The organism is Clostridium sp. OM05-9 (assembly GCF_003481465.1).
GTDB classification, from domain to species: domain Bacteria; phylum Bacillota; class Clostridia; order Lachnospirales; family Lachnospiraceae; genus Coprococcus; species Coprococcus ammoniilyticus.
Window position 1 is genome coordinate 319,911 of sequence record NZ_QULF01000004.1, and the last position, 16,012, is coordinate 335,922.

A 16,012-nucleotide genomic window follows, 5' to 3' on the forward strand; every position below is an offset into this window, starting at 1 on the left:
AAAAATGAAAAAAGAAAATTGTATCGTAGCTCAATCCGGCGGTCCTACCGCTGCAATCAACGCTTCTTTAGCCGGTGTGATCGATGGAGTTCGAAAATCCGGTAGTTTTACAAGAATCTATGGTTCTTTGCATGGTATTACCGGCGTTCTGGAAAATAATATGATGGATATGTCACTGATGGCACTCTCCCATTTTCCTATGTTGAATACACTGGAGCTTACACCAGCCATGTATCTTGGCTCCTGTCGTTACAAGCTCCCGGATTATACCGAGGATCCCGCTCCATATAAGCAGATATTTGAACGTTTTGAAGAATACGGAATCAGTGCATTCTTCTATATCGGTGGAAATGACTCCATGGATACCGTTTTAAAGCTCAGCAACTATGCCAAATCCATCCAGTCAGATGTTAAGATCATCGGAGTACCAAAGACGATCGACAACGATCTGTTTGCAACCGACCATACACCGGGCTTTGGCTCTGCTGCCAAATATGTGGCTTCCACCGTATTAGAGATTGCACATGATGCTTATATCTATAAGATTCCGGCAGTTATCATCATCGAAATTATGGGTCGGGATGCCGGCTGGCTGACTGCATCTTCCGCTCTGGCCAGAACAACCTACAGTCAGGCTCCGGATCTGATCTATCTTCCGGAGGTTGCATTTTCAAAAGAACAGTTCTTAGCCGATGTTAAAGATAAACTTACAAAACAGAAAACGGTTATTGTTGCTGTTTCGGAGGGTATTCACGATGCTGACGGCAACTACATCAGCTCAGATTCTGCTGTTGCAGACAAATTCGGTCATGCACAGTTAAGCGGTGCCGGCAAGGCTCTGGAATATCTGGTTCGTGATGAAATCGGTGTTAAAGTACGTTCCATCGAGCTGAATGTATTACAGCGTTGTGCCGGTCATATTGCATCCAGAACCGATATTACAGAATCTTTTTCTCTTGGCCAGGCAGCAGTCAAATATGCTGCTGAAGGCAAGACCGGTATCATGGCTGCGATCGAACGAATCTCAAACGATCCGTATCAGTGGGTGATCAAATCCGCCGATGTTGCTGATATTGCAAACGAAGCAAAATCCGTTCCGGTTGAATGGATCAATGAAGCAGGAAATGATGTCACAGACGAAATGATCGACTATCTTCGTCCTCTGATCATCGGTGAGGTTTCATTACAGTATAAAGATGGACTTCCTGTATATCTTCCGGTCGATCACTTATTACATTAATTGCCTGTACATCAAAAAATACAATCAAAAATCCATGCGTCCGGTGAATTCATCAAGATAAACAATGCGCATGGATTTTTTTGTATAAAACGCACAACGTATGAAAATATGTCAAAAAAAACTTACTTTTAATTTGCAAATCGTTGTTTTTATGGTCATAATTTGTTCATAATTTATCGTTATTATATAGACAGTTCTTAATTCATAATTTTTTTCTTTGTTGTTGAAGATATTAGATAAGCCCTTTTCTTTTGAGAAGGGCTTATTTAATTTATACGGACTGCGCATATTTTCTATAGCTCTGTCCTTTCTTTCACGAATATTTATTTCGCCTCAAGGATCTCATGCACAATATGCCCAATAGATTCAAAAGCCTAAGATAACAAAAGCAGGATATCCTCACTCCTTATCGGAGGTATTGGATATCCTGCTTTTTACTGTTCCCATGCTCCGGAAATACCGGTCATGTTCACCAAATCCTTATATTTATTTTACTGTTACAATACATTTTGCAGTTTTCTTGCTGCCATCCTTTGCCTTCACAGTAATTGTTACTTTGCCCTTCTTCTTAGCTGTTACAAAACCACTTGCAGATACCGTAGCAACTTTGTTGTTTGAAGATTTCCAGGTTACAGCCTTATTGGTTGCTGACTTTGGTCCTACTGTTGCCTTTAACAGATATGTTCCCTTCTTCTTGATCGTAACCTTTTTCTTATTCAGTTTGATCGTCTTAACCGGATTTGCAACGGTTACAGAACAGGTTGCGTAAACATTGCTTCCATCCTTCGCAGTACATGTAATCGTTACACGACCTGCTTTCTTAGCAGTTACAACACCCTTTGAGCTTACTGTTGCAATCTTTTTGTCTGAAGACTTCCAGGTTACAGCCTTGCTGGTTGCATTCTTTGGTCCAACCTTTGCTTTTAAGGTATATTTCTTACCCTTTAAGATTGTTCTCTGCGTCTGATTCAGTTTGATGGACTGTACCGGATTTACAACCGTAACACTACAGGTTGCGAATACGCCGCTTCCATCCTTTGCTTTACATGTAATAACTGCCTTTCCTGCTGCCATTGCAGTAACCTGACCATAAGATGTTACCTGTGCAACCTTTGCATTTGAGGAGCTCCACTCTACAGTAGCCATATTCGCATTTTCCGGTAATACCGTCTGTGTTAAGGACTGTTTATTGCCCACAAATAATTTCATTGTCGTTGCATCTAACTTGATTGATGTAACTCTCTGCTTAACCGTTACACGGCAGGTTGTCTTAGCACCCATTCCGTCTGCAGCACTACATGTGATTACGGCTGTACCTCTTCCAACCGCTGTGATCATACCCTTCTGATCTACTTTTGCGATCTTCTCATCGGAAGATGACCATACAACCTTCTTATTACCTGCATTTGCCGGTAATACAGATGCTGCGATCGAAGCTTTTTCGCCTGCATTGATCTCAACTGCTGTCTTATCCAGTGTGATATTTGTGATCTGCTGTACAACTGTGACTTTAATTTCTTTTTCAATATTACTTCCATCCTGTGTTGTACATCTTATCGTTGTTGTTCCCGGTGCAACACCACGGATTCTTCCGATCGTATATGAGATTCCATCTACTGTCATTGTTCCACCCGAAACGGTTGCAATGGATGTATCATCCGATGACCAGGACAGTGTCTTTTTGGTTGCTGTATCCGGTGTTACCTTTGCTTTTACAACCGTATCTTTATCAATATATGCGACTACATTTGTCTGATCAACGGTAATATCTTTTGCAAGTTCATTAATTGTAAGATTAAACTGTGACTGTTTACCGCTTCCATCAAGAGCCTTGCAGTAAATGATTACTTTACCCTGCTTTAATGCAGTGATCGTTCCATCAGCAGCAATTGCTGCAATGTTCTCATCCGAAGATGACCACTCTACATCCGGATTACTTGCATCTGCAGGCATAACATTTGCTGTTACTTTCATCTTCTCTCCGGAATTCATAACAGTTCCTTCTCTTACAATCTGGATTCCGGTTACTCTCTGTATAACTGTGATCTTGCACTCGGTTGATATACCATCTGCAATCGTACAGGTAATAATGGCTTCTCCCGGTGCTACTGCACTTACAATACCCGTGGTTGTTCCTACGGTTGCTATCTCCGGATTACTGCTGCTGTATTTCGGTTTAAATAAAGATGTATCTTCTGCCTGGATCTTTGCAACAAGTGTTACTCTTCTTTCCTCTGCAGTTGCTCCCTTGATCAGGGTATATTCTGTGTGATTTAAGGTTACACCATTTGCACTTGTATATACTGTGATCTCTGCTCTTGCATATATTCCCTGATTTGCCTTCAGCTTACAGAATATAGTAGCAGTTCCTTCAGAAATTGCTGTTACCTTACCATTCTGGTCAACCTGCGCTACGGTTTCATCACTGGATGACCATACAAGTTCTTTGTTTGTTGCGGTATCCGGTGTTACTGTTGCTGTGAATGTCTTAGATACACCTGTGAACATCGTTGTCTTCTGTTCTGACAGTGTTACACCTTCGCCCATCTGGGAAACATTTACCTTTAACACTGTATCTACACCTGAATCCTTTGAAATACAATGTAAGTATACTGTACCTGCTCCCTTTGCTGTCAACACGCCTGCATTGGTACAAGTTGCAACTTTATAATTTGATGCGCTGTCTTTATCTGCTGTTGTTGTAACCTTATAAGTAACGCCTGAATACTCTTTGTCTGCTACGCCTTCATCTGTATAGCAGGTTGCTGTAAGTGTTTTTGTTTTCAGGTCATCGCCAACCCAGCTTCCTGCTACCAGGTCGATCGTATCACCATCATTATATTCAACATTCTGTTTGTCTTTTAATACAACCTTTGTTACCGGCTTATGACAGCTGATCGTCATATAAGCTCTTGCTTTGTTATTGATATTTACATAAAGGGTTGCTGTTCCTGCGCCAACACAGGTAAGCGTGCCATCATTATCTACCTTGAATACCTTTGGATCACTGGAGCTCCAGGAAATGATATCCTTGGAATATTCGTTCTCCTTCTTATCCTTTGCAACTAATGTTGTGGTATCACCGACACGAAGGCTTAACTCTGCATTTCCGCTATTCACAATGCTGCCATTTGAGGTATACCATACAATTAAGGATAATGGATTATCAACAATTAATTTAAACTTTGCTGTCTGTTTTCCAAGTCCGATATAGTAACTATATTCAACATTCTGTGTCTTTTCATTGGTAACGTCTGTATATAAGGTGTATCCCTGAAGTGTTGCATTCTTGATCAGATTATTACCATTCTGATCCGTCGTACGGATACATGCATATCCGATCGTATCATCCTTACGGTCTACACCGGAATACTCTGACTGATATCCATCGGCTACCAAATCCGCCATATTAAAGATGTAGTTTGGCTCTGACAGAGAAATATGTCTGCTGTTATTTGTACAGGAGAACTCACCCTCCAACAGTCCAGGACAGGAAGATACATCGATTGCAACCAAAGCATTATTATCCAGCTTCAATGTAGTTAAACCTGTATTATTCTTAACGTCAATTCTCTGTAACCGGTTATTCGAAAGATCCAGCTCTGTCAGTGCTGTGTTTTTGCTCACATCGATATCCATGAGCTGGTTGGAATTCAGATCCAGCTTCTCCAGTAACGGATTCTTCGTAACATCGATCGTGCTTAACAGCATAGCTCCAAGATTCAGATATTTCAGAACCGCATTCTTGCTGACATCCACAGACTGGATACTGTTATTGGACAGGTTCAATGTTTCCAGACTGGATTCTTTGGACACATCGATCGACTTGATCTTATTTCCTGCTACACTCAGTATCTGGAGTGACGTTGCTCCATCCATATTTAATACAGATATGGCATTATCATCTGCGATCAGTGTCTTAAGACCGGTATCACCTGTAATATCCAGCTCATTGATTCCACCTTCTCCACCTGACAGCATGTAGGAACAATCAACATAGGCTAATTTTGTATGATCCACACTGTTGCTTGATATATCTAACGTATGAAGCTTTGTCATACTCTGACAGTGCAGGAATTCCAGATTCGTGTTCTTGCTCAGATCCAGTGCCGACAATACGTTGTAACCAACATTCAGCCGCACAAGTGCCGGAAGCTTTGACAGATCGATCGAAGTCAACTGGTTTCCATATACATTTAATTCTTTCAGAGCTGCATAAGTCGTCTGGAATGTGATATCTGTGATCTGATTATGGGAAAGATTAACAGAAGCAAGCTGTTCTGCTTTCTTTGGTAATGTAAATGTCGTCAACTGGTCGCTCGATGCATTAATAGATTTCAGATTCTCCAGATCCGCTACATCCAGACTTCCAATTGCCTGACCAGAACAGTTCAGATATTCCAGTGATGTAAATACATCCACACCTGCAAGACTTGATATCTTCTTTGAATATGTACTGATACTTACATTCAGTGATGTTACCGCATCAATTTCTTTTTCTGACAACGTGCCATCTTTATTTGTATCAAAATTCGATGATACATATGACCGAAAGTTCGCGTCGGTAAATGTCGAATTGATATCTACATCTCCCGTTGCAGCGACAGCTACCGGACCAATTCCGGCAAACGACTGGAATACCAGCGCAAACCCTAGTGCCGCTGAGATAAATTTCTTACCTTTTCTCATAGTTTACTCTCCTTCTTTTTACTCATCTGCCTGATTTTGTTCTGTTAAAACATCGTTCCGGGCAGAGTTCACCTAGATAACTTCTATTTTAAACGCCCCCGGTTTTTCTGTCAATAAGTATAAAAGAAAACCCAAAAAATTAGAAAATTTGCACATATTTAACAGAAAAAACTGCCATGCAGACATCCTTACTCCGGACATCTGCATAACAGTTTCTTCTATAAATATATTTAGCTGTTCAGGTTTGTATATCCAACCAACATCGAATCTACTGCAACAGCAGCTTCTCTACCTTCATGGATCGCCCATACGACCAGCGACTGACCTCTGTGCATATCACCTGCAACAAATACCTTTGGCACATTCGTTGCATAGGACTTCGGGCATGCAGTCTTTACATTGGTGCGTTCATTCAATTCTATACCAAAGCTGTCTGCTACATACTTCTGGCTGCCAAGAAATCCGGCTGCGATCAGAACGACTTCACAGTCGATCACATACTCACTGTCCGGTACCTCTGTCATATTCATACGGCCGGTCTTTGGATCCTTCTGCCAGTCAAGTTTTACGCACTTGGCCCCCTTCACATTACCATCCTTATCCTTTAAGAACTCCTTAACGGTCGTCTCATAGATACGAGGATCGTGTCCGTATACTGCAATTGCTTCCTGCTGACCATAATCGGTCTTGCAGACTCTCGGCCACTCCGGCCATGGGTTATTCTCTGCTCTCTGATCCGGAAGCTTCGGCATCATCTCAAGCTGGGTAACACTCTTTGCTCCTTCTCTGACGGCAGTTCCCACACAGTCATTACCGGTATCACCGCCGCCGATAACCAGAACATTTTTACCCTTGCAGTTCACGAACTGCTTATCTGCAAACTTTGAATTTACAAGACTCTTTGTCGTTGTCTTTAAGAAATCAACCGCAAAATAGATTCCCTTCGCATCTCTGCCTGCTGCCTTGATATCTCTTGGATTGGATGCGCCGCAGGCAAGTACAACTGCATCATATTCCTTTAACAGATCTTCTGCCTTTACATACTTCTGATTTGGATTCTTCAGATATCCTGTGATCTGGTCATCCTTTGGATACGGTGACTTTGCTGTGGACTTTCCGGTTGCCACTTCTGTATTTAATATAAAACGGATGCCTCGCTTTTCCATATATGCGATCTTACGGTCGATGACTTCTTTTTCCAGTTTCATATTTGGAATACCATACATCAGAAGTCCGCCCGGTCTGTCACTTCTCTCATATACAGTGACGTCATGTCCACGGCTGTTTAACATATCCGCTACAGCAAGTCCAGATGGACCGGAACCAATCACGGCAACTTTTTTGTCAGTTTTTCCTTTTGGAGGCTGATCATTTACCAGACCATTTGCATAGGCATATTCAATGATCGCACGTTCATTTTCTCTTACGGATACCGGATCACCGTTAATATTACAGGTACACGCCTTCTCACAGAGAGCCGGACATACACGGCTGGTAAATTCAGGAAAATTATTGGTCTTGCTCAGTCTGGCATAAGCATGTTCCCAGTTGTCATTATAGATCATATCGTTCCATTCAGGGATCAGATTATTTAACGGACAACCGGATGCCATACCGCCGATCATCATACCTGCCTGACAGAATGGAACACCACAGTCCATACATCTGGCAGCCTGGATCTTCTGTTCTTCAAGACTTAATGGTATATGGAATTCATTGAAATTCTTAATTCTTTCTTCCGGAGCGATCTCTATACTGGTTTCTCTTTCATATTCTAAAAATCCCGTTGGCTTTCCCATATCTATTTACCTCCATTTTTAATCTTGTAGAATGCTTCGATCGTTGCCTGTTCACTGGTCAAACCCTTTTCTTCCATCGCAACAATGGTGTTCATCATCTTCTCATAATCCTTTGGAATGATCTTCTTGAATTTTGGAAGATACTCATTAAACTTATCCAGGATTCGTTTTCCAATCTCTGAATTTGTATAATTTACATGATCCATGATCATCTGCTTCAGTTCACCGATCTCATATTTGTCGGATACTGCTTCCACATGGATCATTTCCTTATTCAGACGCTTATACAGGTCATTCTCCATATCAAGAACATATGCGATACCACCACTCATGCCGGCTGCAAAGTTCTTTCCGGTGCGTCCAAGGACTACCACCTTACCACCTGTCATATATTCACAACCATGATCGCCGACACCTTCAACAACTGCGGTTGCTCCGGAGTTACGAACTGCAAATCGCTCACCGGCAACGCCGTTGATATATGCCTTGCCACTGGTTGCTCCGTAAAGTGCTACATTACCGATAATAATATTGTCTTCATGGACAAATTTTGCGGAACGTGGCGGATATACGATCAGCTTACCACCGGAAAGTCCTTTTCCGAAGTAGTCATTGCTGTCTCCGACAAGCTCTAAGGTAAGTCCCTTTGGTACAAATGCACCAAAGCTCTGTCCACCTGCACCATTACATTTTACAAGGTAAGAATCATCCTCCAAGGTATCTCCATAGCGCTTTGTGATCTCTGATCCGAAGATCGTACCAACGGAACGATCGGTATTCACAACATCGATCTCGATACTCTTCTTCTGTCCCTTTTCAAGAGCAGGTCCAAGTTTCTTTAACAGAACACGCATATCGATCGTCTTTTCAAGCTGGAAGTCATATGGATGCTTCTCGTTATATTTGATCTTATTCTGAGGTGCGTCAATATATGGATTATTGATGATCAGTGACAGATCAACATTTCTGTCCTCTGCTCCCTTTCCTGCATATAACAAATCGGAACGTCCTACCAGTTCATCCACCGTTCTGACACCAAGCTTCGACATATATTCACGAAGCTCCTCTGCAATAAATTTCATAAAGTTGATGACATATTCCGGTTTGCCTTTGAATCTCTTACGAAGCTCCGGATTCTGTGTAGCGATACCAACCGGACAGGTATCCAGATTACATACCCGCATCATTACACAGCCCATGGTTACCAGCGGAGCTGTTGCAAATCCGAATTCCTCTGCACCAAGCATGGCTGCGATTGCAACATCACGTCCGGTCATCAGCTTACCATCGGTTTCAAGGATAACCTTGTTACGAAGATCATTCTTGATCAATGTCTGGTGTGTCTCTGCCAGACCAAGCTCCCAAGGAAGTCCTGCATAATGAATGGAGTTATTTGGTGCTGCACCGGTACCACCATCGTAACCGGAGATGAGGATAACCTGTGCTCCTGCCTTTGCAACACCGGCTGCAACTGTACCAACACCGGCTTCTGATACCAGTTTTACAGAGATTCTTGCATCACGGTTTGCATTCTTGCAATCGTAGATCAACTGTGCCAGATCCTCGATCGAATAAATATCATGATGTGGTGGTGGTGAGATCAGGCTGACACCCGGAGTAGATAACCGAGTCTTTGCGATCCATGGATATACCTTTCCACCAGGAAGATGTCCACCTTCACCCGGCTTTGCGCCCTGTGCCATCTTGATCTGGATCTCTTTTGCGCTGACCAGATATCTGGATGTAACACCGAATCGTCCAGATGCTACCTGCTTGATCGCGGAGCAACGGTTCTTACCGTCTTTTCCTATTGTTAATCGGTCGATCGACTCTCCACCTTCACCGGAATTGGATTTACCACCGATCGTATTCATTGCGATCGCCATACATTCATGTGCTTCCTGTGAAATGGAACCATAACTCATTGCTCCGGTCTTGAAACGTTTTACAATGGATTCTACCGGTTCTACCTCTTCCAGCGGAATTGGATTCTCAGCATATTTGAATTCCATCAGTCCTCTCAAATGGAATGGTTTTGTCTCATCTTCCAGACATGCGGTATATTGCTTGAACAGGCTGTAATCTCCTCTTCTGGTCGCCTGCTGCAGCAGGTAGATCGTCTGTGGATTATACAGATGCTCTTCCTTACCGCTTCTGAACTTATGTGCACCGATGCTTGTCAGTGCAAGATTAGTATCCAGGCCAAGCGGATCAAATGCAGATGAATGAAGGGCATCCACTGTCTTCTCGATCTCCTTGATACCGGAACCGCCTACGCAGCTTACTGTATTTGTGAAATATTTATCAACGACCTCTTTGGAAAGTCCGATACATTCAAAGATCTGGGATCCCATGTAAGACTGGATCGTTGATACGCCCATCTTGGATGCGATCTTTACGATGCCATGCATGATCGCTGCATTGTAATCATCAACAGCCGCATTGAAATCCTTATTTAACAGATGACTGTCTACCATCTGTTTGATCGTCTCAATTGCCAGATATGGGTTGACAGCACAGGCACCGTAACCAAGCAGGGTTGCAAAATGATGCACATTTCTAGGATCGGCACTCTCCAGAATGATTGCAACCGAAGTTCTCTTCTTGGTCCTTACCAGATGCTTCTGCATAGCCGAAACTGCTAATAAGGAAGGAATCGCAACATGTGTTTCATCGACACCACGGTCTGACAGGATCAGGATATTTACACCATCACGGTACAGCTTGTCTGCTTCTACGAACAACCGGTCTAACGCTTTTTCCAGTGATGTATTCTTATAGTAAAGGATTGGAAGAACGCCGACCTTCAATCCTTCTACCTTCATGTTCTTGATCTTTAAAATATCAGTATTTGTAAGGATTGGATTATGGATCTTTAATACATGACAGTTTTCCGGCTTCTCTTCCAGAATGTTGCCATCCTTTCCAAGATATACGGAAGTTGATGTAACGATCTCCTCACGGATCGCATCAATCGGAGGATTCGTTACCTGAGCAAATAACTGTTTGAAATAGTTAAACAATGGCTTGTCACTGTTTGAAAGTACAGCAAGCGGAGTATCCGTTCCCATTGCACTGATCGCTTCTGCACCTTTTTCAGCCATTGGATAGATCGTATTCTTAAAGTCCTCAAATGTATAACCAAATGCTTTCTGAAGCTTTGCCCGTTCTTCATCGGTATATTCCTCTACACGGATGTTCGGGATCTTCAGGTCATTTAACTTGACCAGATTACTGTCGAGCCATTCACCATATGGTTTTGCTTTTGCATATTTTTCTTTGATCTCATCATCAGAGATCAGACGGCCGTTTACCGTATCAACTAAAAGCATACGTCCCGGTCTTAAACGATCCTTCTTTACGATCTTTGACGGATCGACCTCTAATACACCAACCTCTGAGGAAAGGATCAGGTAATCATCATCTGTTATATAATATCTGGAAGGTCTGAGTCCGTTACGGTCGAGCACTGCACCCATGATATCTCCGTCTGTGAACAGGATCGATGCAGGTCCGTCCCAAGGTTCCATCATCGTTGCATAATACTGATAGAAGTCCTTTTTCTCCTGACTCATAAATCGGTCATTCTCCCAAGGCTCCGGAATCGTGATCATAACGGCAAGTGGAAGCGGAATGCCATTTAATACCAGGAACTCCAGACAGTTATCCAGTCTGGCGGAATCGGAACCATTTGGATCAAGTACAGGCATAACCTTGTACATCTCATCCTGCATGATCGTGGATTCCATTGTCTCTTCTCTGGCGATCATCTTATCTTCATTTCCACGGATCGTATTGATCTCACCATTGTGACAAAGATAACGGTATGGATGTGCACGAAGCCAGCTAGGCGTTGTATTCGTTGAGAATCTTGAATGTACAAGTCCGATTGCTGATTCATAATCCGGATCCTGAAGGTCGTTATAGAACTTACGAAGCTCTCCAACTAAGAACATACCTTTATATACGATCGTCTTGCTGGAAAGTGATGGCACATAGGTATCATCGTTACTTTCTTCAAATATTCTTCTGACAAAATACAGCTTCCGGTCAAAATCAAGTCCTGCTTTTACGGTTGCCGGTCTCTTGATAAACGCCTGCATGATACATGGCATAACATCAATAGCTTTCTTACCGAGGATACCCGGAGTCGTCGGAACCATTCTCCAGCATAAGAACTCCAGTCCTTCTTTCTCAACAATAACCTCAAACATCTTCATTGCCTGTTTTCTTGACAGTTCATCCTGTGGAAAGAAAAACATACCAACACCATAATCCCGTTCCTTACCCAGATCATATCCAAGTTCTGCAACGGTTTTTCTGAAAAATTTGTGTGAGATCTGAAGAAGGATACCTACACCGTCACCGGTTTTTCCTTCTGCATCTTTTCCTGCTCTGTGTTCCAGATTTTCAACAATCTTTAACGCATTATTTACGGTCTCATGTGTCTTAATGCCCTTGATATTCACAACGGCACCGATACCACAGTTATCATGTTCATATTCTTCACGGTATAACCCTGGATTTGCTACGTTTCTGTTATCTTCCATGCTCGTTTTCCTTTCCAACTTATTGTCAGTGCCTGTTGAGATCCTACTGCCCGATCATCTGATAGTATTTCTCAAATACAGCTCTGTGCTTTTTATGATTTGTAATCATACTATCTTTTTTTCCGTTTGTAAACAACTTTTTTCGTCAAATTGTCAGATAGTTTGCAAACTTAATTTTATAAAGTATTTTGTATTTGCAATTTATTATATTTGTATATTTAAAAATGCAATTCATGTGGTTTTATTCCCATGAATTGCATTTTTACTCATAATTTTCTTTTTGATGTTTTCATCGTTTTCTATCATATTTTTGAATTGTGTTACTATTGTTTCTCAATTTTATGATCCATCTGGATTCCATTTACCTGTTTTGCCATCAGTATCCGTTCCACGCTTTCATCGATCCGCTTCTCAGTCAGTTCTCCCTTGTCTGATGCAGTCAGAATCCCTTCAACCGTTTCCCCAAGGTCTTCCGGTTCAAGGATCAGATCCACACCTGCCTGGATTGCCCGCACCGCAGCTTCTCCCGGTTCATAATGATCCGTGATCGCTTCCATCTGAAAGGAGTCTGTGATGATCAATCCATGAAAGGCCAGCTCGTTTCGCAGACAGTCTGTAACCAGTGTTTCCGAAAGATCCGCCGGCTGATCTGATATGTCAGGTACTACCAGATGCCCGATCATAACACAATCGGCCCCTGCCCGGATTCCTGCCCGAAACGGAACAAACTCCTGCGTTTCCAGTTCTTTCAGCGTTGCCCTTACATACGCCGTTCCATAATGGGAATCCTCAACGGTATCCCCGTGTCCCGGAAAATGCTTCAGGGTACACATCACGCCACCGGCATGAAAGCCCTCCACTGCATACGGAATCAGCTCCGCCGCCTGTTCATAATCATCACTGTATGCCCGTTTTCCGATCACGGTATTCTTAGGATTCGACCACACATCAGCCACCGGTGCGAAATCCAGATTAAACCCATAATATGCCAGATTGCTCCCAAGCTCCCTCGCATTTTCAAATGCCGTATCCGTACCATCATCCTTATATTCATACATCGGATCGATCGTCCCGCCTTCCCGGTTTCCGAGGTTCGACAGTACCCGGCTGACATTTCCACCTTCTTCATCTACCGCAAGGAATAATGCGATTTCCGATTGCTTCTGCAAATTTTTAATCAACTTCTTTAATTGCTTTTTGCTTTCGATATTTCTGGACTTCAGCATAATCCCGCCTACCGGATAGTCTGCAAGTGCCTGTTTCATTTCCACATCCACTTTTGTGACATCATGTGTTGTGACCAGATTCTCCGGATCGGCAATGATCATCTGGCACACCTTCTCCCGCAGTGTCATCGTAGATATGTACTGTTTTACCATAGCTGCCTGTTCCAGCTTACCTTCTGTTTCCAGCTCCCACTCTGACAGGATATAGCTTTCTCTTCCACGAAACGGAACGATCTCTGTTTCTTCATCCGGAAGCTCTTCCGCACATACATGGGTGATTGCATCCTGCTCTACCCTATTCAGTTGTTGATTACCATTTCCGGCATTCCCGGCTCCAAATCCTGCTGTCAGAACAACGGTCAGGATACCGGATATCCACCATCGTTTTCTCATATGCATGACACCTGCCTTTCTTTGTTCTTGTGAAAAAGAACCTGAAAACCGCATCGGATACAGTTCTCAGGTTCTCTGTCTGAATCTATTTACCCGGCATCTGCCGACTATTCATTTTCTATCATACCCTCCGGAGGTGTTGTGATCGTCTTCACATCCGATGAATCATCTTCTTCTGTACCGTTTCCAGCTTCTGAAGCAGACTCCGTCGACTCAGTCGTAACTTCACTGACCGCCTGCTCGATATCAATGCTGCCTGCTGATGCCACACCGGTTTCATCAGCAATCGTTTTACTGATCGCAGCCGCCGTTGTCGATACCGAATATCCGCTGTCTCCATACAGCCATGCATGAAGTGCTGTTACATTTGCCGCCATATCTGCAGGCACGATCACACTGCCCTTATCCTCAAGGGATGCGAAGCTGTAGGCAAATGGAAAGCCCGTATTGCCTGTGATCTTGTAAGAAGCAACATTCTTCGCAAGCTCCTCCGCCTCTGTCTTTGTAAGACTGGTAGAGATACAGCTAAAGGATACATCCAGCAGATTGCGGATCGTATCGGTTCCTGCATTTCCCAGCTTGCTGATCAGACCTAACAGAACGATTCTCTGTCGTTCGGTTCTGGTAATATCACCCTTTGCATTGCTCCGGATCCTGGTATAGGCTACTGCCTGCTGACCATTCAGGAGCTGTTTCCCCGCAGAATGAACACCATTGGAGTATTCTCCTGATATTGCGATCTGTTCTGCCAGATTCTTATTCAGGCTGTTGACTTCTTCCTCTTCGATCGTTATCTCCACACCACCAAGTGCATTGATGATGCTTGACATCGCATTAAAATCTACCGTTATATAATCTGTGATCTTCAGATCCAGATTCGTGTTCAGTGTGTTAATTGACATTAATGCTCCGCCCAACTGATATGCGTAATTTACCTTCTGTGTAACCGGTGTCTCACCCTGGATCTCAAACAATGTATCTCTGTACACGGATACCAACTTTACTTCCTTTGTGTCATTATTGATACTGACAAGAAGGATCGTATCACTGTTGGTTCCTGTATTCAGATTGGCGTCTCTGGAATCCACACCATACAATGCGATCATTGTATATCCTTTCGTTGCATCTTCCACGCCATCATTCACTGTCAGGTCTGATTCTGCAATCGGACGGATATCCATCTGGTTATATTTGTATGATTTGTTTGCTCCAATATAACTTATCGTCAGCACGATAAAGACAATCAAAAGGACAACTCCGACGATCAGCCAACGATTAACAACAGATACAGTTCCAGATTGTTTCCGTTCCCTGTCCTTATCCTCTTTCTCTTCCTGTTCCTTTTTCAGATTCTGAAATGCCCGGCCGGCGCCAAACAATATATTCTGAAGATTCTCCTTGGCTGCTGATGTGCGTCCGCCATCTTCTTCCATAAAATCATCCGAAGAGTCATCATCATAATCAGGTTCTTCCGGTTCCGGCTCTTCTGTCAGTTCCAAAGTCTCTTCTTGGTCAAGTCCTGCATTCTTTCTTGCCAGCCGTTTCCGTTCCCGTTCTGCCGCAGCTTCAATATCATTTTTCTTTTCAGCTTTCTTTTCAATTTTCTTCTCTTCTTTTTTATTTTCTTCCTTTTTCTCCGGTTTCTTTGATACGCCGACTTCCTGTAATACAGATTCCAGCTTGTCCGCATACTCTTTATACGATTCCGACACCGGTTCCGGCGCTCTCTGTGTATCTTCCTTCTCCGATGCCTCCGACTGCTCCTGTATCTCATTCATACCCGCAGGAGCCTCCATTTCCTCTGTATCTGCACTTCCATTGATGATCGCATCGATCCGGTCATCATCGTCAGTCGTCATTTCCTTATTCCGTTGTAACAGTCTGTCCCGATATTCGGATAGACGTTGATCGAATTGTGTAGTCTTCTTATCCATATAAATAAAGACATCCTCTCTGCAACTTATTTTACGACATTATTATTTACATGATACAATAAAAAAGTGCAATTTACAACCAATATTCCTTTCAAAGTCCGATTTTCAGACCAGCATTTTCCAAAAATACTTGCATAATATTCATTACCGTTATATATTTATTTGCAGGTAAAACTTTATG

Annotated in this window: 6 protein-coding genes; 1 reads left to right on the forward strand and 5 read right to left on the reverse strand. The window is 42.9% G+C overall.

The annotated features are described in order from the left end of the window. Positions 1 to 4: 4 nt before the first annotated feature. Positions 5 to 1,240 (forward strand): 6-phosphofructokinase, encoded by a 1,236-nt coding sequence (locus DXB77_RS08670; RefSeq protein ID WP_021944724.1) that lies wholly within the window; start codon positions 5 to 7, stop codon positions 1,238 to 1,240. Between the two features lie 486 nt (positions 1,241 to 1,726). Here DXB77_RS08670 and DXB77_RS08675 read toward each other — a convergent pair whose 3' ends face one another. The 5 genes from DXB77_RS08675 to DXB77_RS08695 all read right to left on the reverse strand — a co-directional run bounded on the left by DXB77_RS08675 (position 1,727) and on the right by DXB77_RS08695 (position 15,831). Further along, positions 1,727 to 5,929 carry an Ig-like domain-containing protein gene (locus tag DXB77_RS08675; protein WP_118663038.1) on the reverse strand — a complete coding sequence of 1,401 codons (4,203 nt, stop codon included), beginning with the start codon at positions 5,927 to 5,929 and terminating at the stop codon, positions 1,727 to 1,729. 230 nt (positions 5,930 to 6,159) lie between these two features. Continuing rightward, positions 6,160 to 7,728 (reverse strand): glutamate synthase subunit beta, encoded by a 1,569-nt coding sequence (locus tag DXB77_RS08680; protein ID WP_118663039.1) that lies wholly within the window; start codon positions 7,726 to 7,728, stop codon positions 6,160 to 6,162. A 2-nt stretch (positions 7,729 to 7,730) separates the two neighbouring features. Beyond that, positions 7,731 to 12,278: a glutamate synthase large subunit gene (gltB, locus tag DXB77_RS08685; RefSeq protein WP_117785160.1), complete on the reverse strand. Its 4,548-nt coding sequence runs from the start codon at positions 12,276 to 12,278 to the stop codon at positions 7,731 to 7,733. Between the two features lie 323 nt (positions 12,279 to 12,601). After that, on the reverse strand, positions 12,602 to 13,897 hold the full coding sequence (locus DXB77_RS08690) for a glycoside hydrolase family 3 protein (protein WP_182439460.1): 1,296 nt from the start codon (positions 13,895 to 13,897) through the stop codon (positions 12,602 to 12,604). Positions 13,898 to 14,004: 107 nt separating this feature from the next. Next, complete coding sequence (locus DXB77_RS08695; protein ID WP_182439461.1) at positions 14,005 to 15,831, reverse strand: LCP family protein; 1,827 nt, start codon at positions 15,829 to 15,831, stop codon at positions 14,005 to 14,007. Positions 15,832 to 16,012 lie beyond the last annotated feature (181 nt).

What these genes read in the sequence shown, in the direction of transcription:
- DXB77_RS08670 (WP_021944724.1), top strand. Translation starts at nt 5, where the DNA reads ATGAAAAAAGAAAATTGTATCGTAGCTCAATCCGGCGGTCCTACCGCT.
- DXB77_RS08675 (WP_118663038.1), bottom strand. Translation starts at nt 5,929, where the DNA reads ATGAGAAAAGGTAAGAAATTTATCTCAGCGGCACTAGGGTTTGCGCTG.
- DXB77_RS08680 (WP_118663039.1), bottom strand. Translation starts at nt 7,728, where the DNA reads ATGGGAAAGCCAACGGGATTTTTAGAATATGAAAGAGAAACCAGTATA.
- gltB (WP_117785160.1), bottom strand. Translation starts at nt 12,278, where the DNA reads ATGGAAGATAACAGAAACGTAGCAAATCCAGGGTTATACCGTGAAGAA.
- DXB77_RS08690 (WP_182439460.1), bottom strand. Translation starts at nt 13,897, where the DNA reads ATGAGAAAACGATGGTGGATATCCGGTATCCTGACCGTTGTTCTGACA.
- DXB77_RS08695 (WP_182439461.1), bottom strand. Translation starts at nt 15,831, where the DNA reads ATGGATAAGAAGACTACACAATTCGATCAACGTCTATCCGAATATCGG.